Below are 18,230 nucleotides of genomic sequence, written 5' to 3'. Positions count from 1 at the left end.
CGATCTCGGTGCGGGCCCGCTCGTTGGCCTGAGTCTTGGACCCGTTGATCAACATCGGGTAGTCGCCCATCGACCCGATGTCGATCTTCTCGGCGACCATCTGCGCCGTGATCGGGGCTCCCGTGTCGTAGTCCTGCCACGTCACGTTGTACTTGGTCCCGGTGCGTGTGGTGATGTCGTTCAGCCGACGCTCCAGATAGCCCTGGGCCCGTAGCAGGGTGCCGGCAGTGACGGTGTTGATGGTCTTGGACTGGTACCCGATGACGACGTTGACGACATTGCCCGAAGACTGGGTCGCCGAGTCCAGAGAGCAGCCCGAGGCGACGATGGCGAGCCCGGCGGCCAGGGCGACAAGCCGGAGCCGCGACGGCGGCGACATGTGGCGGAGCGTTTCTTTCATTGTGGATTCAGTCCTTAGCGGATCAGGTAGGGCATGTTGACAGTGACGGCGCCGGTGGGACAGCGTGCCGCGCAGGGTCCGCAGTACCAACACTCGTCGACATGCATGAAGGCCTTGCCGTTGTCGGGGTTGATCGCCAGGGAGTCGAGCGGACAGATGTCGACGCACAGCGTGCAGCCCTCGATGCACAGGGACTCGTCGATCGTCACCGGCACGTCGGCCCGTTGGTTCACCAGCGTCATGGTTCACTCCTGATCAGGTTGCCGCGCATGGTGATTCGGTCACCGCGCATGCGGATGTATTCGAGATCGACGGGCCTGCCGTCGTCGAGGCTGGTGAGGCGTTCCAGCATGAGCAGTGCCGCGCCGTCGGGCACCGCAAGCGTCGCCGCCGAATGCGGGTCGGCTGAAACGGCTTCCAGCGCCAGGGTCGCCGAACCGAGCCGCTGCCCGGTGACCGCTTCGATGAGCGCGAAGACGTCGTTGGTTTCCAGCGGGTGCTGCAGGATCTCGGCACCGATATCGGGGGTCAGATAGGTGAGGTCGAGCGACAGCGGAAGGTCCCCGAGGTAACGCAGCCTCTCGATGTAGACGACCTGCTCGCCGGGCTGAAGCCGCAGCCGCCGGGCCACCGCGGGGGGCGCGGCCAGATGCAGCACGGCCCTGACCTCGTTGCGCACCTCGCCGTAGTCCTTGAACGTCTCCTTCAGGCCGACCAGCGCGTCCAGGCCATGGTCGTACTTGCGGACGGCGACATGCGTGCCGACCTTTGGGCCTCGGTCGATCAATCCTTCGTTCTTGAGTACGCCGAGCGCCTCACGAATCGTGTTGCGGGAGACGAAGAATTCGGCGGCCAAATCCGCCTCGGTGGGCAGACCGCCGTCATACGCACCGCCGTGGATCTGATGCCGCAGTACGTCGGCGACCTGGCGGGCGCGATCTGCCCGTGGCCGCCGGATCGGCGTCGGTTCGGCTTGCGACACGCAGTTACGGTAAGAGCCGGGCAGGCGATGTGCACCGCGCTGAAACTGACGTCAAGGCAAGTTGACTCAATACGCCGCCGGGCACCGACGACTACCAGGCTAAAGCTCGCGGCGACGTCGCTATTGCGCCACCCAGGCAAAGCAAAGAATTAACAATCGCGCTGAGCGAAAGTCCCACAACCGCGACCGTGCGTGTCTGTACGCCGACACGCCGGCATTCGCGCGCAGTTAGCGCACCGTCACGCCGCACGAACGCGACGCAACTGCGCATCGATGCGGTCAACGAACTCCCACGCCCGCTTCCGGACGTCTTCGAACACAATGGAGATGACGACCCAACCCACATCTTCGAGCGCCGCGCGACGCCTACGGTCTCGCCACATGGCTTCGGGATCGCTGCGCCAATCGAGCCCGTCATACTCCACCGCGACCCGCTGCTCTGGCCACGCGAAGTCGACGCGTCGTAACTCGCCGTTGCCATCGATGATCTCGTACTGCAGCGTAGGAGCCGGTAGGCCGCCGTCGAACATCACGAGCCGAGCCTCGCTCTCCATCGGCGACTCCGCGAGCGCATCGGCGAGCGCGATCAGTTCGCGCACCGCGACGATGCCCCGCCGACCGGCCTGCTCTACGGCCGCCTGCCAGAGCTCACCGCGGGTGCAGGTTTCGCTACGCATGGCCGCGTCCAGGGTGGCTAGTGCCCTCGGACGCCGAAGCCCACGGGCGACCTCAACCGCGGTCCAAGCGGCAGACGTGACAAGCCGCCCATTGACCGTCACGAGCGGAGCGCCGTCGCGCCGATGCACCACCAACCCGTCGGCGCTTCTGATCTGACCACCGTGCGGATTGAGCACGTGCAGATCGATGGTGTCCTCGGTGTCGAAGCCAAATATGGCGGCCGCAGTGCCAAGGCACACTGGAACCGTCTTGCCGCTCGACAAATCCAGTCCGCGTAGTCTCAGTTCGTCCGTGGGCTCACCCAGGCAGTAGACGCCTTGCCAAATCCTTTCGAAGACACCGGAATTGACTGCACTGTTGAACCGACGCCTCGTCATGAGGCCGAGAAGCTGCCCGCTGCTGGCAACGCCGCCTTGCTTGTCGAGAAGCTCTTGAATGTGCGGATTCATGCTGTGAATCATCGAAGCCACCCCACGGCCGCGGCAGCACGTGATGGGTCATCTGTGGATGAGTGGGCGACTGTGCACAATCAGTGCGCGCGAGCGTGCGTGAAATGACCGCATTTGTCGGCGTGTCGATGTACAGGCACGCACGCTCGCGGAAGATGGGCTATTGGATGCAGCGGGACAACACGCGACCGAACTGCAGCAAGCGTTGCATCTGGGCGAGGCCGCCGTTGTCGACAGACTTGTTGTAGCGGAACGACTCACAGTAGATATCGGTTTCGGTGGCCGACTTCTGCCGGGAGCGCGTCACCAGCTGGGTGTACATCCTCAGCCGCACCTCCGAGAGCCGACGTGTGCCGTCGTCGAGGCGCTCGTATTCGGCGGTGAGCACCTGGTCGGTGATCGACGACAACAGGATCGTGCGCACCGACGCGTTGAGGACTCGGCGTTCACGTTCACCGGAGTTCGACATCTCGTCGTCCGCGCGCCACATGATGAGCCGGTGCGCGTCGGTGAGCACCACCTCCTGCCACAGCGCCTCACCCCACGACTCGTCGGTGAATCCGCGCGACATGATGAACGATTTGATCGTGGGAAGGTCTACGACCGAACGAATTTGGTCCAGCGCCAGATCGGGGTCACGCAGGTAGACCTTGGCCGCTTCTTCCACGCTCGAGTACGGTGCCCAGTCCTGCGGTACGCCCATTATGTCCCGTCCGATGTACCCCTCATGGCGGCCGCCGCCGCCCTGATCTGTGGTGTCACCAGCATCACCTGGCCCAGCACGCCATTGACGAAACCCGGTGAGTCGTCGGTCGACAACTGCTTGGCCAGCTCTACGGCCTCGTCCACGGCAACCGGCTCAGGAACGTCGTCGGCGTGCAGTAGCTCCCACACTGCCACGCGCAGGATCGCGCGGTCCACCGCCGGCAACCGGTCCAGCGTCCAGCCTTGCAGGTGCGCCGAGATGAGGTCGTCGACATGGGCGGCATGCTCGGTCACCCCTCGCGCGACTGTCACGGTGTATGGGTTGAGCGGCGAGACGTCGGCTTCCTTCTCCGCCAAGGCATTTCGTGACTCTGCGACCTCGGCCGGGGTGATCCCCCGCGCCTCTGCCTCGAACAGCAGGTCGACGGCGCGTTTGCGGGCCTGATGCCGGCCCCGGTCGCCTCGACGGTCAGGCATGGAGCCTGGCTTCCCGATCGGAAACACAGCCGTCAGGCATTAACCCTGCCGAGGTAGCTGCCGTCGCGCGAATCGACCTTGAGCTTGTCGCCGGTGTTGATGAACAGCGGAACCTGGATCTCGGCGCCGGTCTCAACCGTCGCGGGCTTGGTGCCTGCACTGGACCGATCACCCTGCAGTCCAGGTTCGGTATGGGTGACCTCCAGTTCGACGGTCACCGGCAGCTCGAGGTACAGCGGCGCGCCATCGTGGAACGCGATCTGGACCGGCAAGCTCTCCAGCAGGAACTTGGAGGCGTCACCGACCAGGGAATCCGGCAGGTGATGCTGCTCGTAGTCCTGCGAGTCCATGAACACGAAGTCGGAGCCGTCGCGGTATAGGTAGGTGGCGTCGCGCCGGTCGACGGTCGCGGTCTCCACCTTCACGCCGGCGTTGTAGGTCTTGTCGACGACCTTGCCGGACAGCACGTTCTTCAGCTTGGTCCGCACGAAGGCCGGCCCCTTGCCCGGTTTCACGTGCTGGAACTCGACGATCTGCCACAGCTGGCCTTCGATCTGCAGGACGAGCCCATTCTTGAAGTCGGCGGTCGATGCCACAGTCGGTTGTTCTCCTTCAGAGGATGGCCAGTTCCTTGGGGAACCGGGTAAGCAAGTCGGGCGCTCTCTCGCCCACGACCAGCGTGTCCTCGATTCGGACACCGCCATGGTCGGGCAGGTAGACACCGGGCTCCACGGTCACCGTCGAGCCAGCAAGCAGTGTACCGGCGGAGCTGGCGCTGATTCCCGGCGCTTCGTGGATCTGCAAACCGACGCCGTGACCGAGACCATGGCCGAAGTTGTCGGCATAGCCTGCGTCGGCGATGACCTGCCGTGAGGCAGCGTCAACGTCCTTGAGCACCATCCCCGGCGCTAGCGCTTCGCGGCCCACCCGCTGCGCATTGGCGACCAGGTCGTAGAGGTCGAGCTGCCACTGCGCGACCGGCGACAGCACAAAGGTCCGGGTCATGTCGGAGTGATAACCGCACACCAGCGCGCCGAAGTCGATCTTGACGAAGTCGCCAGCGGCCAGCACCGCATCGGTCGGCCGGTGGTGTGGGATCGCCGAATTGGCGCCGGCGGCGACGATGGTTTCGAACGACACACCGTCGGCGCCGTAGTCGAGCATCAGCGATTCGAGTTCGCGCCCGACCTCTTTCTCTGTCCGGCCCGGGCGCAGCCCGCCGCGCTCGACAAGGTCGGCCAGTGCCGAGTCGGCCGCCTCGCATGCCAGCCGCAGCAGCGCGATCTCACCGGCGTCCTTCACCTCGCGCAGCGCCTCCACCATCCCGGCCGCCCGCCGCAGCTCCGTCTGGTCGCCGGCCGCCTTGGAAAGCATGGCGAACGCATCGACCGTCACCACGTGGCTTTCGAAGCCCAGCCGCAGCACCCCGTCAGCCGCGGCGCGCGCGGCGAGGTGAGGCCCGCACGCCCGCTCGATCGCGATCTCTGCGTCGGGCGCCTGCTGTGCCGCCTGCGTGCGGTAGCGGCCGTCGGTGGCCAGCACCGGCGTTTCGCTGTCCGCACGGATCAGCAGCGCCGCATTCGACCCCGTGAAGCCGGACAGATAACGCACATTGACCAGGTCCGATACCAGCATCGCGTCCAGCTCGGCGGCAACCAGCCGCTGACGCAGCCGGTCCCGGCGCTGAGAAATAGTCACGGTCGTTGACGCTACTCGCTAAGGTGTGGCCCCATGAGTAAGTGGTTACTGCGCGGATTGGTGTTCGCAGCCCTGATGGTGATCGTCCGATTGCTTCAGGGAGCGATGATCAACGCGTGGGAAACCAAGGCGGGATTGATCAGCATCGTCTTGATCATCCTATTCGCGATCGCGGTCTTTGCCTGGGGGCTGATCGACGGCCGGGCCGATGCGCGGGCCAACCCCGACCCCGACCGTCGCGGAGATCTGGCGATGACCTGGCTGCTGGCGGGCCTGTTCGCCGGTGTGGTCAGCGGGGTGGTGGCCTGGTTCATCTCGCTGTTCTACAAGAGCCTGTATGTCGAGGCGCTACTCAACGAGGTCACCACCTTCGCCGCGTTCACCGCGCTGCTGGTGTTCCTGTTCGCCATCGCCGGCGTCTCGCTGGGCCGCTGGTACGTCGACCGTAACCTCGAGAAGCAGCCGCGTCGTCATCACGGCCTCGCCGAAGCCGCTGCCGACCAAGCAGACCGGGCCGACACCGACGTGTTCGCCGCCGTCCGCCATCCCGGCGCAGACACCACCGAGACCGCGCCGACCGAGGCCGCCGCGCGTCGTGAGGACCACTCCTAGCCGAGGCTGGCGAGATAGCGCAGCGCGAGAGCGTACCCCTGCACGCCGAGCCCGACGATCACGCCGGTCGCCACGGCGCTGATGTAGGAGTGGTGCCGAAACTGTTCGCGCGCATGCACATTCGAAATGTGGACTTCGATCAGGGGTGCGCTCAGTTCGGCGCACGCGTCGCGTAGTGCCACCGACGTATGGGTCAGCGCACCCGCGTTGAGCACCACCGGTTCACCCGCGTCCGCGGCCGCGTGGATCCAGCCCAACAGCTCGGCTTCGCTATCGGTTTGGCGGACAACGGCTTTCACGCCGATCTCCGCGGCTTCTCGTTCGACCAGCGCCACAAGATCGTCGTGTGTGGTGCTGCCGTAAACCTCGGGCTCGCGGTGACCGAGCCGACCCAGGTTGGGCCCGTTGATCACCTGCACAGTCACTGAACTCATTGCGCTACCGCTCCGATCTCCGAGTAGGCCGCCGCCAGCAGTGATGGATCGGGACCCTCCAGGCGGCCGGGCTTGGCCAGCCCGTCGAGCACGACGAAGCGCAGCACACCCGCGCGGGTCTTCTTGTCGCCGGCCATGTATTCGAGCAGCTGCGGCAGTGCGTCGGCGTCGTAGGTGACTGGCAGGCCCAAGGAGGTGAGGACCGACCGGTGCCGGTCAGCTGTGTCATCGTCGAGGCGCCCGGTCAGCCGTCCGAGTTCGGCGGCGAACACCAGGCCCACCGAGACCGCCGCACCGTGCCGCCACTGGTAGCGCTCGCGGCGTTCGATGGCATGCGCGAGAGTGTGCCCGTAGTTGAGGATTTCGCGCAGTTGCGATTCCTTCTCGTCGGCCGCGACGACCTCGGCCTTGACCGCGACCGCGCGCCGGATGAGTTCGGGCAGTATGTCGCCCGTCGGGTCGAGCGCGGCTTGGGGGTCGGCCTCGATCAGATCGAGGATGACCGGGTCGGCGATGAAGCCCGCTTTCACGATCTCCGCCATGCCGGCGACGATCTCGTTGCGCGGCAACGTTTCCAGCGTCGCAAGATCGACGATCACCGCGGCCGGTTGATGAAACGCGCCCACCAGGTTCTTGCCGGCGTCGGTGTTGATGCCCGTCTTGCCGCCGACCGCGGCGTCGACCATGCCGAGCAAGGTGGTCGGCACATGGACGATGTCCACCCCACGCAGCCAGGTGGCGGCGGCGAAGCCGGCAACGTCGGTGGCCGCTCCCCCGCCCAGGCTGACGATCGCATCCTTGCGGCCGATGCCGATGCGGCCCAGCACTTCCCAGATAAACCCGACGACCGGTAGCTCCTTGCCCGCCTCGGCGTCTGGAATCTCGATGCGGTGCGCTTCTGTTCCCTTGTCCGCCAGGCTCTTTCGAATCACTTCGGCGGTCTCCGTGAGCACCGGCTGGTGCAGAATCGCAACCTTGTGGCGGCCGTCGAGGACGCGTTGTAGCTCGCCCAGCAGGCCGGTGCCGATGATCACCGGGTACGGCGGGTCCACGAGTACGTCTACGGTGACCGGGCCGGTCACGGGCTCAGTCATGGCAGCGTCCCCCTTTCTTGGCGGCCAGTGCGGTTGGTGAAGGCGGAGCCTCGTTGGTCGGCTGGGGCGTCAACGACGACGGGGCGCGGCGCCACGACGGCCGGCGTCGCCGGCGCTGTGGCTTCGGTGCGTCCGGATTCTCCAGGCGCTCGACGATGTAGCGCACCACCGCGCCGGGATTGCGGCGATTGGTGTTGACGCGAATGGTGGCGACCCGCCGGTACAGCGGAACCCGCTGGGACATCAGCGCCTTGAACTTCTCACTGCGGTCGCCGCCTGCCAACAGCGGACGGACCGTGGCGCCGCCGGTGCGGCGCACGCCCTCGGCGGCGCTGATCTCCAAGTAGACGACGGTGTGGCCGGCCAGCGCCTCGCACACGCCCGGAGTGGTCACGGCGCCGCCGCCAAGCGACAGCACGCCGTCATGCGTTTGCAACGCATCGCGGATCACGCCCTCCTCGATGCGGCGGAACTCCTGCTCGCCGTCGTTGGCGAAGATGTCGGGAATGGTGCGGCCGGTGGTCTGCTCGATCGCGGCGTCGGTGTCAAGTAGTGAGGTGTCCAACGCCTTGGCCAGGCGCCGGCCGATCGTGGACTTGCCGGACCCCGGCAGCCCGACGAGCACCGCCTTGGGAGCCATCAGCCCGAAGCCTGAGCGGGCCGCGTTGACGGTTCGCGGAGTGACACGGCACGCAGGTAAGTCTCGATGTTGGCGCGCGTCTCGGCCAGCGAGTCGCCGCCGAACTTCTCCAGCGCGGCACGCGCCAGCACCAGCGCGACCATCGTCTCGACGACCACGCCGGCGGCGGGCACTGCGCACACATCGGAGCGCTGATGGATCGCGACGGCCTCGTCCCCAGTCGCCATGTCGACGGTGGCCAGCGCCCGCGGGACCGTCGAGATCGGCTTCATCGCGGCGCGCACCCGCAGCGGCTGGCCGTTGGTCATGCCGCCTTCCAGCCCGCCGGCCCGGTTGGTCGAGCGCATCACGCCGTCGGGGCCGGGATACATCTCGTCGTGCGCGACGCTGCCGCGGCGGCGCGCGGTTTCGAAGCCGTCGCCGATCTCCACGCCCTTGATCGCCTGGATACCCATGACGGCGCCGGCCAGCTGGCTGTCGAGACGGTTGTCGCCGCTGATGAACGACCCCAGCCCGATCGGCAGCCCGTTCGCGACGACCTCGACGACGCCGCCGAGCGTGTCGCCGTCGCGTTTGGCGGCCTCGATCTCGGCGATCATCAGCTGCTCAGTGGCTTCTTCGAACGCACGAACGGGACTTTGATCAATCCGGGCGAGGTCTGCGGCCTGCGGCGGCGGGCCGTTGTAGGGCTTGGACGCGCCGATGGAGATCACGTGGGAGAGCACCTCGACACCGAGGGCCTCCTTGAGGAATGCCCGGGCGACGGTTCCTGCCGCGACGCGGGCCGCGGTCTCGCGGGCACTGGCGCGTTCCAGCACTGGGCGGGCGTCGTCGAAGCCGTACTTGAGCATGCCGGCGTAGTCGGCGTGACCGGGCCGCGGCCGGGTCAGCGGCGCATTGCGGGCGCTGTCCTCGAGCTCGGCCGCATCGACGGGATCCGCAGCCATCACCGTTTCCCATTTCGGCCATTCGGTGTTGCCGACCTCGATGGCAATCGGGCCGCCGAGCGTGACGCCGTGCCGGACACCGGCAAGCACGGTGACCTGGTCTTGTTCGAACTTCATCCGGGCGCCGCGGCCGTAGCCAAGGCGGCGGCGGGCTAGCTGGCCCTGGATGTCTTTCGACGTGATGTGCACACCGGCGACCATGCCTTCGACCATGGCCACCAACGCGCGGCCGTGGGATTCACCAGCTGTGGTCCAACGCAACACGCGTCCCATCTTCCCACGTCGGCTTTAGCCAGCCGAAATCGCGAGGCCGTCCATGATGCTGGCGATCTCGGAGACGGCCTGCCGATGGGCGGCCTTCTGGTCGTCGGCGCGGGCGACGATCATCGCGGTCTCGCAGAGCGCGCCGTAGAGAAAATTGGCGAGCGGACCCGGCGGGCGCTTGGCGATACGGCCCGCTTCGACCGCGCGCGATATGCCGAGTTCCATCATCTCGATAAGCGGAGCTTCCAGGCGCCGGACCTCTTCCCACCCGAGCGCGGTGAACGCGTCGAGCAGGACGATGCGTTGCACATCAGGGTCGAGGCACTCGTCAAGGAAGGCACGACAGCCGGCCTGGAAGGCATCCCACGGGTCCTTCTTTCGGCCATAGGCCGCCGCCACCGGCGTCGCCATCCGCTCGACCTCGCGTGTGAACACCGCTTCGAAGAGCTGCCGCTTGCCGTCGAAGTGGTGATACACCGCACCCTTCGTCACGTTGACCCGGGCCGCCACCGCCGACAGCGACGTGGCGTCGTAGCCGTCGCGCGCGAAGAGTTCACGCGCTGCGTCGACGAGCGCCGTGGTGGTGGCCTCCGTGCGCTCAGCCTGGGTTCGTCTCGCCACCCTGGTCGCCACGGCCTGACCATAGCCGGTCGTCATGCCGTCGCCGGCTCCAACGCGATCAGCGGCGGACCACCCGATTCGAACCCTCGGCCAGCCGTGCCTGGTCCACCCTCAGAGCACCCGGTAGATGCGGTAGTCGATGTGGTTGGGCGACAACACGTTATAGCCCAATGCCACCACCTCGCTGAGCCATGCGTAGCGTTCGTCGGCCGTTTCGAACTTCGGCGTGGTCCGCACGTACGCCTCGTCGAACGGCAACAGTTCTCCGGCGGCGAGGCGTTGGAGGGCGTCGGCGGGCACCTTGATGATGCCGCGGCTCTCGTAGTGGATGAGCGCGCCGTCGTGGGTACGAATCGTCGCGCGGATGTCGGCCCGGCCAACACCGTCGCTGCCGACCAGCAGCCAGTCTCCCCCACCCGGCAGCAGCTCGCCGCGTAGTTGCGGTCCGTCGATGACGCCGCCCGTCGTGATGAACGTCATCCGGGTGCCAACGGGAGTCGGAATCGCCTGTGCCGGTTCACGATTGACGTGCATGTCGAACAAGTGCTCGACAGGCAGAGCAGTGACGAGCGGCAGCTGGTCCGCGTGGTTGTAGGTGATCGTCATTTGCCTACCGCCGCTTGCAGCTGAACCTCGTCGATGAAGGTGTCCTTGCGGGCGACCAGGCCGTCGGGCGAAATGTCGACGACGTCGAGGCAGTCGAAGCGGATGTCGCCGGAGACCAGCGCCCAGTCGAGCACCCAATGGTTTTCGCCGTAGAGCACGCGGTAGGCCTCGCACGAGAAATCGGGAAACCGCTCGAAGATCTCGGCGAACACTTCGCGGACCGCGTCGCGACCGTACACAGGTCCGGTGCCGAGGTGCGTCCAGAACTGGGTGTCGTCGGTGTGCAGCGCCACGATCGCGTCCGGATCGTGTGCCGCCCACGCGGCGAAATATCGCTCAGATATCGCTTTCAGGTCGTGCTCGAGGATTTGCATACCCCGAGTATGTATTAACCTACTTTGGGTATGCAAGCGCGTAATCCGCTGCAACGGTGGCAGAGTCGGCCACGCTTCGACCTGCACGCGATCGCCGTCCTGAGTCGGGCTAGATCACGGCCAGCGCCGTAGCGGTCGCCGCGGCCAGGCACATCGATGGGCCATGAGGCACAGTCTGAGCCGATCGGCACACGCAGGCGACGACGGCCCACCCCGCGGTCAACAGCGGAGCACCGAGCGCGGCCAGCAGCCATACGTCGCCGCCGAATGAAGCGGTCAGCGCGCCGATCCCGATCGCCAGCTTGACATCGCCGGCTCCCATCGCGGCAGGCGAGATCAGGTGCACGAGTACGTACATGACGAACAGCGCCACCGCACCGAGCAAGGCTGAGACACCGCGTCCATGCACAGCGGCCATCGCGAGGATCACCGCCGCGCCCGGTAGTGTCAGCCAATTCGGCAGTCGCGCTTGACGAATGTCATAGGCACTCAGCATCGCAAGCCACGCCAGCACACAGACGCCTGCCACCCCCGCCCCCATCTACGGAGACTAACCTCGTTTCCGTGCACCGACGGTCACCAATCGGCCCGGCGCTGCTCGTGGTGGTTGCAGCGATCAGCCAGGAAGTGGGTGCGGCGTTCGCCGTCGGACTGTTCGCATCGTTGGGCGCGATCGGAGCCGTCTTCACCCGACTCCTTGTTGCCGGCGTGATCCTCTGCGTGGCGGTCCGACCCCGGCTGCGCGGGTTGTCCGGCAGGGCATGGATGTCTGCAGTCGCACTTGCCGCCACGGTCACGGTGATGAACGTGTGCTTCTACTACTCGCTGACCCGCATTCCACTCGGCGTTGCCGTCACTATCGAAGCCCTTGGCCCCCTGGCTCTTTCCGTCGCGGTCAGCCGACGCTGGACCGCATGGCTGTGGGCCCTGCTCGCCCTACTCGGCGTCGCGCTGCTCAGCCTCACCGGCATTCGGGTCGGTCATGTCGACCCTGTCGGGCTGGGGTTCGCCTCGGGCGCGGGCGTGAGCTGGGCGGGCTACATCCTGGCCACGGCCCGAGCCGGATCCGACTTCCCCAAGCTTGACGGGCTGGCTCTCGCGACAGCGATCGGCGCGTTCGTGATCGCACCGTTCGCGGCGATCACACTCGATCCGGACAGCGCGCTGCGGTGGCAGGTATTGGGGCTTGGGGTGACCGTCGGAGTGATGTCATCGGCGATCCCCTACTCGTTGGAGCTGATTTCGCTGCGCCGACTACCGCCGGAGACCTTCGCGATCCTGACGTGCCTGTCGCCGGTCGTGGCGGCCGTGGCGGGATGGCTGATCCTTGGGCAGCACCTTGCGGTGACGGGGTATGTGGCGATCGTGCTGGTGACGGTGGCCAGCATCGGCGCGGTGCGCTCGGCTAGAGATCGCCGACCGCGGCCCTCATCGCCTCCTTGGGCGCAGGCAGCCCCGTGAACTGCTCCACCTGCGTATAGGCCTGGTTCAGCAGCATTTGCAGCCCGCTGATCACCCGACCGCCCGCCGCCTCGACCGCTGCGGCAAGCGGGGTCGGCCACGGATCGTAGATCGCGTCCAGCAGCAACGGCGTCGCCGCCAGCGTCGTCACGTGCTGCGCCGCAACGTCTGCCGGCAACGTGCTCACCACCACGTCGACGTCGGCAAGCGGCGTACCCAGTTGGACCCAGCGGGTTTCGACACCGATGCGACCGCCGAGGTCGAGCAGCGGCGCCGCCTTGTCAGGATTGCGGGCGACGATCGAAATATGTTGCACGCCAAGCTCTGCCAGGCCGATGACGGCCGCGGGTGCAGTGCCTCCCGAGCCGAGAACCGCGGCCCGCCCCGCGACCTCACCGAGTGCGCCAATCACACCGTCGATATCCGTGTTGTCGGCCCGCCAGCCGTCCGGCGTGCGCACCAATGTGTTGGCCGCGCCGACCAGTTCAGCCCGTAGGGTGCGCTCGGTTGCGAACTGCAGCGCCGCGAACTTACCGGGCATCGTCACCGACACGCCCACCCATTCCGGCCCGAAACCGCTTACCAGCCCGGGTAGTTCCGCCGCGGTGCACTCGATCCGCTCGTAGGTCCAGCCATCCAGCCCCAGCGCGCGGTAGGCCGCCAGATGCAACTGCGGCGACCGGGAATGCGCGATCGGCGATCCCAGCACCGCCGCCCTGCGTGCGCTACACGGCACGGCGGCGGGCCGCCTATCGTGCCGAGTCGAGGACACCGTTGTGTCTGGCCAGTTCGATGTTCGCGAGGTGCTGCTGGTAATCCCGCGTGAACAGCGTCGTGCCCTGCAGGTCGATCGTGACGAAGTACAACCAGTCCCCCGCCGCGGGCTGTTCGGCGGCCGCCAGCGCCGGCTGACCGGGCGAACAGATGGGTGTGGCGGGCAGGCCCGGTCGCACATAGGTGTTCCACGGGGTGTGCTGAGCGCGGTCGGCGTCGGTCGTGGCCACCTCGATCCGGTCCAGCGGATAGTTCACCGTCGAGTCGAACTCCAAGGTTCTGTTCTCGGCCAACCGGTTGTAGATCACTCGTGCGACCTTGGAGAAGTCGTCGGGCTTGGATTCTCGCTGCACCAGCGACGCGACGGTCAGGATCTGATACGGCGACATGTTCATCGCCTTGGCGGTGTCCAGCAGGCCGCCCTGCGCGTATTGCGTTGCGCTGGTACCGATCAGAGTCGACAGGATATCCTGCGGCGACGCGGACGGGTCGATGTTCCAAGTCCCAGGAGCGATCAGCCCCTCCAGCCGGCGATGGTCGCCACCCAACGCATTGACCGCACCCGTAGCCCAGTCGGGCACCGAAAGCGCCGATGGCGCGGCACTGCCCGCGGCTTTGCGCAGATCATCCACCGTCACGCAATGGCGATCACCGTCGAGGTTCACACACGTCGCGCGCGAGATCAGGCTGAAGATGCCCTCGGTGACCGCGTTGGTCTTGACGTCTTGGATATCGTCGAGCTGGCGCCCCTCAGGAATCACCAACTTCCCGACGCGATTCTGCGGATCGGCGAGCCGCGCAACGGCATTCGATGCCGGAATCTCGGTGCGGACCTTGTAATAGCCTGGCTGGATGGCCGAGATGGCCGAATTGCCCTGCGCGGCGTCGACGAACGCCGAGACCGTCGCCACCACCTTGCGGTCGAGCAGCGTCTTGCCGATCGCGGTGGTGGAATCGCCGTCGTGGATCTGGATGACCACATCGTTGACGCCGTCGCCGGAATAGTCGTTGCCCGAGCCGAACACCGTGTGCCACAACTTCGAACCCATGAACACCGCGCCCACGACGACCACGATCAGCATGGCCAGCACGAAGCCGCGACCGATGCGCCGCTTCCGTTGATTGCGTGCCTGCCGTATCCGGTCCGCGCGGGTCATCCGGCGCCGCGGCGGTCCGACCGCCACAGGATTTGCGCGGTCCCGGCCCCAATTGTCAGCCATCCCCGACCTCTCCGTGCCCGGCCAAAGCCGCGCGCCGCTGGTCCAGCCAGTTCTGCAAGATTCCTACTGCCGCAGCCTGATCGATCATTGCCCGCTGCCCCTTGGCGCGGACGCCGGCCTCCCGCAGTGACCGTTGCGCCGCCACAGTCGTGAGTCGTTCGTCGGTCAACCGCACCGGCGTTGGCGCGATGCGCGCCGCCAACTGGTCGGCAAGCTCAATCGCATCGCGTGCGGATGCGCCGGACCTGTCAGCGAGTGTGCGTGGGAGACCCACCACCACTTCAACCGCCTCCAGTTCGTTGACCAGCCGTGCCAGCCGGCGCACGTGTCTATCTGTCCGGTCGCGGCGCACCGTCTCCACCGGTGTGGCCAGGATCCCGTCCGGGTCACTGCCGGCCACCCCGATGCGGACGGAGCCCACGTCGATACCGAGCCGTCGTCCGCGTCCGGGGTCTGGGGGTCGAAGTGAGCCTCCAGGACGATCCGGTAGACGGTCATCGGCGTGGGCCACAGGCTAACTCCGGCCTAGTTCTGCGCGCAGCGCGGCCAATGCCGCGTCAATACCCGCCGCCCCCTTACCGGAACCCTGTGCCAGATCGGCCTTGCCGCCCCCACGACCATTGACCGCCGCACCCAACTGCTTCACCAACTCGTTGGCGCGCAGACCGATGTCCTGCGCGGCCGGATTCACCGCCACCACGAAGGGCACGGTGTCGTTCTCGCCTTCGGCGATCAACGCGACGACGGCCGGGTCGCTGCCCAGCTTGCCTCGGATGTCGCCGACGAGCGTGCGCAGATCCGCCGCCGACATACCACCGGCCATCCGCTGCGCCACGACACGGACCTTACCGATCTGCTCCGCGCCAGCGGCGGCATTTGCTGCGGCTGCCCGCGCGTTGGCCAGTCGCATCCGGTCGAGTTCCTTCTCCGCGGCGCGTAGCCGCTCGACCAGATTGGCCACGCGCGCCGGAACCTCTTCCGACGGCACCTTCAGCGATGACGCCAGCCCCGCCATCAGCGCGCGTTCCTTGGCAAGGTGGCGGAACGAGTCCAGGCCGACGTAGGCCTCGACGCGGCGCACACCCGAGCCCACCGACGCCTCACCGAGGATGGTGACCGGGCCGATCTGGGCTGAACTATCGACATGCGTGCCACCGCACAGCTCGAGCGAGAACGGCCCCCCGATCTCGACCACCCTGACCTCGTCGGGATAGTTCTCACCGAACAACGCCATCGCGCCCATCGCCTTGGCCTTGTCCAGTTCGGTGGTGAAGCTGTGCACCGCGTAGTCGGCCTCGACGGCCTCGTTGGTGACTTCCTCGATCTGGGTCCGCTGGTCGTCGGTCAACGCGCCCTGCCAGTTGAAGTCGAATCGCAGATAGCCCGGCCGGTTCAGCGAGCCGGCCTGAACGGCATTGGGGCCCAGTACTTGTCGCAGCGCGGCATGCACCATGTGGGTGCCCGAATGGCCTTGCGTCGCGCCGTGGCGCCAGCGTGGGTCGACGGCGGCGATGACGGTGTCGCCCTCGACGAATTCCCCGGACTCGACATTGACCCGGTGCGCCCATAGCGTTTTGGCGATTTTCTGCACGTCGCTCACTGCGGCCCTGGATGTCCCAGTCGAGCCGGTCCCCATGATGCTGCCCTCGTCGGCGATCTGGCCGCCGGCCTCGGCATAGAACGGTGTGCGGTCGAGGATCAGCTCGACGCGATCGGCGCCATGGCCGTCATGCGCCACTACCGGTACCCGCTTACCGTCGACGAAGATGCCGAGAATCTTTGCTTCGGAAGCCAATTCGTCGAAGCCGGTGAACTCGGTCGATCCGGCGTCGACCAGGTCGCGGTATTCCGACAGATCGGCATGGGCCTGTTTGCGGGCGGCCGCGTCGGCCTTGGCACGCCGACGCTGCTCGGCCATCAAGCCGCGGAAGCCCTCCTCGTCGACCGAAAGACCCGCCTCGGCGGCCATCTCGAGGGTCAGCTCCAGCGGGAAGCCGTAGGTATCGTGCAGCGTGAAAGCGTCAGTGCCCGACAGGACCGTGGCGCCAGATGCTTTCGTCGAGCGGGCGGCATCGTCGAACAGCCGCGAGCCCGACGCCAGCGTGCGGTTGAACGCCGTCTCCTCGGCGACCGCGATGCGGTGAATCCGATCGAAATCGCTGACCAGTTCCGGATACGACGGACCCATCGCGTCACGCACCGTCGCCATCAATTCGCCGACGATCGGGGTGTCGATGCCGAGCAGTTTGGCCGAGCGGATCACGCGGCGCAGCAGCCGGCGCAGCACGTAGCCGCGGCCGTCGTTACCCGGGCTCACCCCGTCGCCGATGAGGATCGCGGCGGTACGGCTGTGGTCGGCGATGATCCGATAGCGCACGTCGTCGGCGTGATTGCCGACGTCATAGCCACGTGGTGCGCGTGCGGCCACGACATCTATGACCGGGCGCAGCAGGTCAGTCTCGTAGACGTTGTGCACGCCCTGCAGTAGGAACGCCACCCGCTCGACGCCCATGCCGGTGTCGATGTTCTTGCGCGGCAGCGGGCCGAGGATCTCGAAGTCCTCTTTGCTGGTGCCCTCGCCCCGCTCGTTCTGCATGAACACGAGATTCCAGATCTCGATGTAGCGGTCCTCGTTGGCGACCGGACCCCCGTCGACGCCGAATTCCGGGCCGCGGTCGTAGTAGATCTCCGACGACGGGCCGCACGGACCGGGGATGCCCATCGACCAATAGTTGTCGGCCATGCCTCGCCGCTGAATGCGCTCAGCCGGCAGCCCGGCCACCTCCTGCCACAGGCCGACGGCTTCGTCGTCATCTAAATAGACTGTGGCCCAAAGCCGTTCGGGTTCCAATCCATAGCCACCCTCGGAAACCGGATTGGTCAGCAGCGTCCACGCCAGCTCGATCGCGCGGCGTTTGAAATAGTCGCCGAACGAGAAGTTGCCCGCCATCTGGAAGAAGGTGTTGTGCCGTGTGGTGATGCCGACTTCGTCGATGTCGGGTGTGCGGATGCACTTCTGGATGCTGGTCGCCGTCGCATACGGCGGCGTGCGCTGACCGAGGAAGTACGGCACGAACTGCACCATGCCGGCGTTGACGAACAGCAGATTGGGGTCGTCGAGGATCACCGAAGCGCTGGGCACCTCGGTGTGGCCCGCCTTCACGAAATGATCGAGGAAACGCTTCCTGATCTCGTGTGTCTGCACGTTCGTACTGTCCTCATCGTTCTAGGTGGTTTCGCAATTACCTGCGACTATTCGACCGCACTACAGTACCGGTCGCTGTTGTCGCACTAAAAAGTCAACGAACCGGCGCGCCGTCCAGTGCCGGCCTAGCCATTCAGAAAGCTCATCCGGACCTGGCGTCGGGGATTGTCCGTGTTCAGGTCGACGAGGACGATGCTCTGCCAGGTGCCCAGCAGGGGCTGGCCATCCTGCACCGGCACCGTCACCGACGGCGCCACCAGCGCGGGCAGCACGTGGTCGGCACCGTGCCCTCTCGAACCGTGGGCGTGGCGATAGCGGTCGTCGCGCGGCAGCAGTTGTTCCAGGATGTCGACAAGGTCGTCGTCGGATCCGGCTCCGGTCTCGATGATCGCGACGCCGGCTGTGGCGTGCGGCACAAACACGTTCAGCAGACCGTCACCGCGCTCGGCGCAGAACTTTCGCACCGGGTCGGTCACGTCGACGACCCGTCTGCGCGCTGTGTCGATGTCGAGAACGTCGGTGTCCACGCCTCCAGGGTACGGATGGCTCATTTGCGCTGGGAAATACCCCATTTGCGTTTGCGGAGTAT

Annotated in this window: 21 protein-coding genes and 2 pseudogenes; 2 read left to right on the top strand and 21 right to left on the bottom strand. The window is 66.5% G+C overall.

Annotated features, from left to right (window positions below; all coding sequences use genetic code 11):
• The 8 genes and pseudogenes from VJV41_RS22100 to VJV41_RS22065 all read right to left on the bottom strand — a co-directional run.
• Positions 1–379, bottom strand: a pseudogene (locus VJV41_RS22100) (ABC transporter substrate-binding protein); the annotation flags it as partial.
• A gap of 35 nt (positions 380–414) precedes the next feature.
• A complete protein-coding gene (locus tag VJV41_RS22095; protein ID WP_067216303.1) occupies positions 415–642 on the bottom strand; it encodes a 4Fe-4S dicluster domain-containing protein in 228 nt (75 codons plus the stop codon).
• A complete protein-coding gene (locus VJV41_RS22090; RefSeq protein ID WP_325337250.1) occupies positions 639–1,382 on the bottom strand; it encodes a GntR family transcriptional regulator in 744 nt (247 codons plus the stop codon). The genes VJV41_RS22095 and VJV41_RS22090 overlap by 4 nt, the downstream gene beginning before the upstream one ends.
• A 239-nt stretch (positions 1,383–1,621) precedes the next feature.
• Positions 1,622–2,509, bottom strand: a complete 888-nt coding sequence (locus VJV41_RS22085) for a DUF559 domain-containing protein (protein ID WP_325337248.1) — start codon at positions 2,507–2,509, stop codon at positions 1,622–1,624.
• Between the two features lie 160 nt (positions 2,510–2,669).
• Positions 2,670–3,212, bottom strand: a complete 543-nt coding sequence (locus VJV41_RS22080) for a hypothetical protein (RefSeq protein ID WP_325337246.1) — start codon at positions 3,210–3,212, stop codon at positions 2,670–2,672.
• On the bottom strand, positions 3,212–3,691 hold the full coding sequence (nusB, locus tag VJV41_RS22075) for a transcription antitermination factor NusB (RefSeq protein WP_325337243.1): 480 nt from the start codon (positions 3,689–3,691) through the stop codon (positions 3,212–3,214). The genes VJV41_RS22080 and nusB overlap by 1 nt, the downstream gene beginning before the upstream one ends.
• A 32-nt stretch (positions 3,692–3,723) precedes the next feature.
• Positions 3,724–4,287, bottom strand: coding sequence for an elongation factor P (efp, locus tag VJV41_RS22070; protein ID WP_325337241.1), 564 nt, complete (start codon positions 4,285–4,287; stop codon positions 3,724–3,726).
• A 16-nt stretch (positions 4,288–4,303) separates the two neighbouring features.
• On the bottom strand, positions 4,304–5,389 hold the full coding sequence (locus VJV41_RS22065; protein ID WP_325337239.1) for a Xaa-Pro peptidase family protein: 1,086 nt from the start codon (positions 5,387–5,389) through the stop codon (positions 4,304–4,306).
• 33 nt (positions 5,390–5,422) lie between these two features.
• Between VJV41_RS22065 and VJV41_RS22060 the strand changes: the two genes are divergently transcribed.
• Positions 5,423–6,001: a B-4DMT family transporter gene (locus VJV41_RS22060; protein WP_325337237.1), complete on the top strand. Its 579-nt coding sequence runs from the start codon at positions 5,423–5,425 to the stop codon at positions 5,999–6,001.
• Here the strand turns inward: VJV41_RS22060 and aroQ are convergent.
• From aroQ to VJV41_RS22020, 8 genes and pseudogenes are all read right to left on the bottom strand, one after another.
• Positions 5,998–6,435: a type II 3-dehydroquinate dehydratase gene (gene aroQ / locus VJV41_RS22055; RefSeq protein ID WP_325337235.1), complete on the bottom strand. Its 438-nt coding sequence runs from the start codon at positions 6,433–6,435 to the stop codon at positions 5,998–6,000. The two genes, VJV41_RS22060 and aroQ, sit on opposite strands and share 4 nt — an antisense overlap.
• The gene (gene aroB, locus VJV41_RS22050) at positions 6,432–7,529 is read right to left on the bottom strand and encodes a 3-dehydroquinate synthase (protein ID WP_325337233.1); all 1,098 of its coding nucleotides are present in this window, start codon (positions 7,527–7,529) and stop codon (positions 6,432–6,434) included. The genes aroQ and aroB overlap by 4 nt, the downstream gene beginning before the upstream one ends.
• Before the next feature lie 133 nt (positions 7,530–7,662).
• Positions 7,663–8,169, bottom strand: a pseudogene (locus VJV41_RS22045) (shikimate kinase); the annotation flags it as partial.
• Complete coding sequence (gene aroC, locus VJV41_RS22040; protein WP_325337231.1) at positions 8,169–9,380, bottom strand: chorismate synthase; 1,212 nt, start codon at positions 9,378–9,380, stop codon at positions 8,169–8,171. The pseudogene VJV41_RS22045 and the gene aroC, both read right to left, overlap by 1 nt.
• A gap of 24 nt (positions 9,381–9,404) precedes the next feature.
• Positions 9,405–10,037 (bottom strand): helix-turn-helix domain-containing protein, encoded by a 633-nt coding sequence (locus tag VJV41_RS22035; RefSeq protein ID WP_325337229.1) that lies wholly within the window; start codon positions 10,035–10,037, stop codon positions 9,405–9,407.
• Positions 10,038–10,112: 75 nt separating this feature from the next.
• Positions 10,113–10,607 (bottom strand): DUF3237 domain-containing protein, encoded by a 495-nt coding sequence (locus VJV41_RS22030; protein ID WP_325337226.1) that lies wholly within the window; start codon positions 10,605–10,607, stop codon positions 10,113–10,115.
• Entirely contained in the window at positions 10,604–10,981 is a 378-nt protein-coding gene (locus tag VJV41_RS22025) for a nuclear transport factor 2 family protein (RefSeq protein WP_325337224.1), read from the bottom strand. The genes VJV41_RS22030 and VJV41_RS22025 overlap by 4 nt, the downstream gene beginning before the upstream one ends.
• Positions 10,982–11,090: 109 nt before the next feature.
• The gene (locus VJV41_RS22020; protein ID WP_325337223.1) at positions 11,091–11,522 is read right to left on the bottom strand and encodes an A24 family peptidase; all 432 of its coding nucleotides are present in this window, start codon (positions 11,520–11,522) and stop codon (positions 11,091–11,093) included.
• Between the two features lie 23 nt (positions 11,523–11,545).
• On the opposite strand from VJV41_RS22020, the gene VJV41_RS22015 reads away from it, so the two are divergent.
• On the top strand, positions 11,546–12,442 hold the full coding sequence (locus VJV41_RS22015) for an EamA family transporter (RefSeq protein ID WP_325337221.1): 897 nt from the start codon (positions 11,546–11,548) through the stop codon (positions 12,440–12,442).
• Here the strand turns inward: VJV41_RS22015 and VJV41_RS22010 are convergent.
• From VJV41_RS22010 to VJV41_RS21990, 5 genes are all read right to left on the bottom strand, one after another.
• Positions 12,387–13,178, bottom strand: a complete 792-nt coding sequence (locus VJV41_RS22010) for a shikimate dehydrogenase (RefSeq protein WP_325337219.1) — start codon at positions 13,176–13,178, stop codon at positions 12,387–12,389. The two genes, VJV41_RS22015 and VJV41_RS22010, sit on opposite strands and share 56 nt — an antisense overlap.
• Positions 13,179–13,191: 13 nt before the next feature.
• Positions 13,192–14,436, bottom strand: coding sequence for an endolytic transglycosylase MltG (gene mltG, locus VJV41_RS22005; RefSeq protein WP_325337217.1), 1,245 nt, complete (start codon positions 14,434–14,436; stop codon positions 13,192–13,194).
• Complete coding sequence (ruvX, locus tag VJV41_RS22000) at positions 14,429–14,947, bottom strand: Holliday junction resolvase RuvX (RefSeq protein WP_325337215.1); 519 nt, start codon at positions 14,945–14,947, stop codon at positions 14,429–14,431. The genes mltG and ruvX overlap by 8 nt, the downstream gene beginning before the upstream one ends.
• A 3-nt stretch (positions 14,948–14,950) precedes the next feature.
• Positions 14,951–17,641 carry an alanine--tRNA ligase gene (gene alaS, locus VJV41_RS21995; protein ID WP_325337213.1) on the bottom strand — a complete coding sequence of 897 codons (2,691 nt, stop codon included), beginning with the start codon at positions 17,639–17,641 and terminating at the stop codon, positions 14,951–14,953.
• A gap of 125 nt (positions 17,642–17,766) precedes the next feature.
• Positions 17,767–18,192: a secondary thiamine-phosphate synthase enzyme YjbQ gene (locus VJV41_RS21990; RefSeq protein ID WP_325337211.1), complete on the bottom strand. Its 426-nt coding sequence runs from the start codon at positions 18,190–18,192 to the stop codon at positions 17,767–17,769.
• Between the last annotated feature and the right edge of the window lie 38 nt (positions 18,193–18,230).

Origin of the sequence: Mycobacterium sp. (assembly GCF_035274705.1) — a bacterium.
GTDB lineage: Bacteria > Actinomycetota > Actinomycetes > Mycobacteriales > Mycobacteriaceae > Mycobacterium.
This window is presented reverse-complemented; position numbering and strand designations above follow the sequence as displayed.

Excerpts from the sequence above, each read along its gene's own strand:
- VJV41_RS22095 (WP_067216303.1), bottom strand. The coding sequence starts at position 642 with ATGACGCTGGTGAACCAACGGGCCGACGTGCCGGTGACGATCGACGAG.
- VJV41_RS22085 (WP_325337248.1), bottom strand. The coding sequence starts at position 2,509 with ATGAATCCGCACATTCAAGAGCTTCTCGACAAGCAAGGCGGCGTTGCC.
- VJV41_RS22080 (WP_325337246.1), bottom strand. The coding sequence starts at position 3,212 with ATGGGCGTACCGCAGGACTGGGCACCGTACTCGAGCGTGGAAGAAGCG.
- nusB (WP_325337243.1), bottom strand. The coding sequence starts at position 3,691 with ATGCCTGACCGTCGAGGCGACCGGGGCCGGCATCAGGCCCGCAAACGC.
- VJV41_RS22060 (WP_325337237.1), top strand. The coding sequence starts at position 5,423 with ATGAGTAAGTGGTTACTGCGCGGATTGGTGTTCGCAGCCCTGATGGTG.
- aroQ (WP_325337235.1), bottom strand. The coding sequence starts at position 6,435 with ATGAGTTCAGTGACTGTGCAGGTGATCAACGGGCCCAACCTGGGTCGG.
- aroB (WP_325337233.1), bottom strand. The coding sequence starts at position 7,529 with ATGACTGAGCCCGTGACCGGCCCGGTCACCGTAGACGTACTCGTGGAC.
- VJV41_RS22035 (WP_325337229.1), bottom strand. The coding sequence starts at position 10,037 with ATGACGACCGGCTATGGTCAGGCCGTGGCGACCAGGGTGGCGAGACGA.
- VJV41_RS22030 (WP_325337226.1), bottom strand. The coding sequence starts at position 10,607 with ATGACGATCACCTACAACCACGCGGACCAGCTGCCGCTCGTCACTGCT.
- VJV41_RS22025 (WP_325337224.1), bottom strand. The coding sequence starts at position 10,981 with ATGCAAATCCTCGAGCACGACCTGAAAGCGATATCTGAGCGATATTTC.
- VJV41_RS22020 (WP_325337223.1), bottom strand. The coding sequence starts at position 11,522 with ATGGGGGCGGGGGTGGCAGGCGTCTGTGTGCTGGCGTGGCTTGCGATG.
- mltG (WP_325337217.1), bottom strand. The coding sequence starts at position 14,436 with ATGGCTGACAATTGGGGCCGGGACCGCGCAAATCCTGTGGCGGTCGGA.
- VJV41_RS21990 (WP_325337211.1), bottom strand. The coding sequence starts at position 18,192 with ATGAGCCATCCGTACCCTGGAGGCGTGGACACCGACGTTCTCGACATC.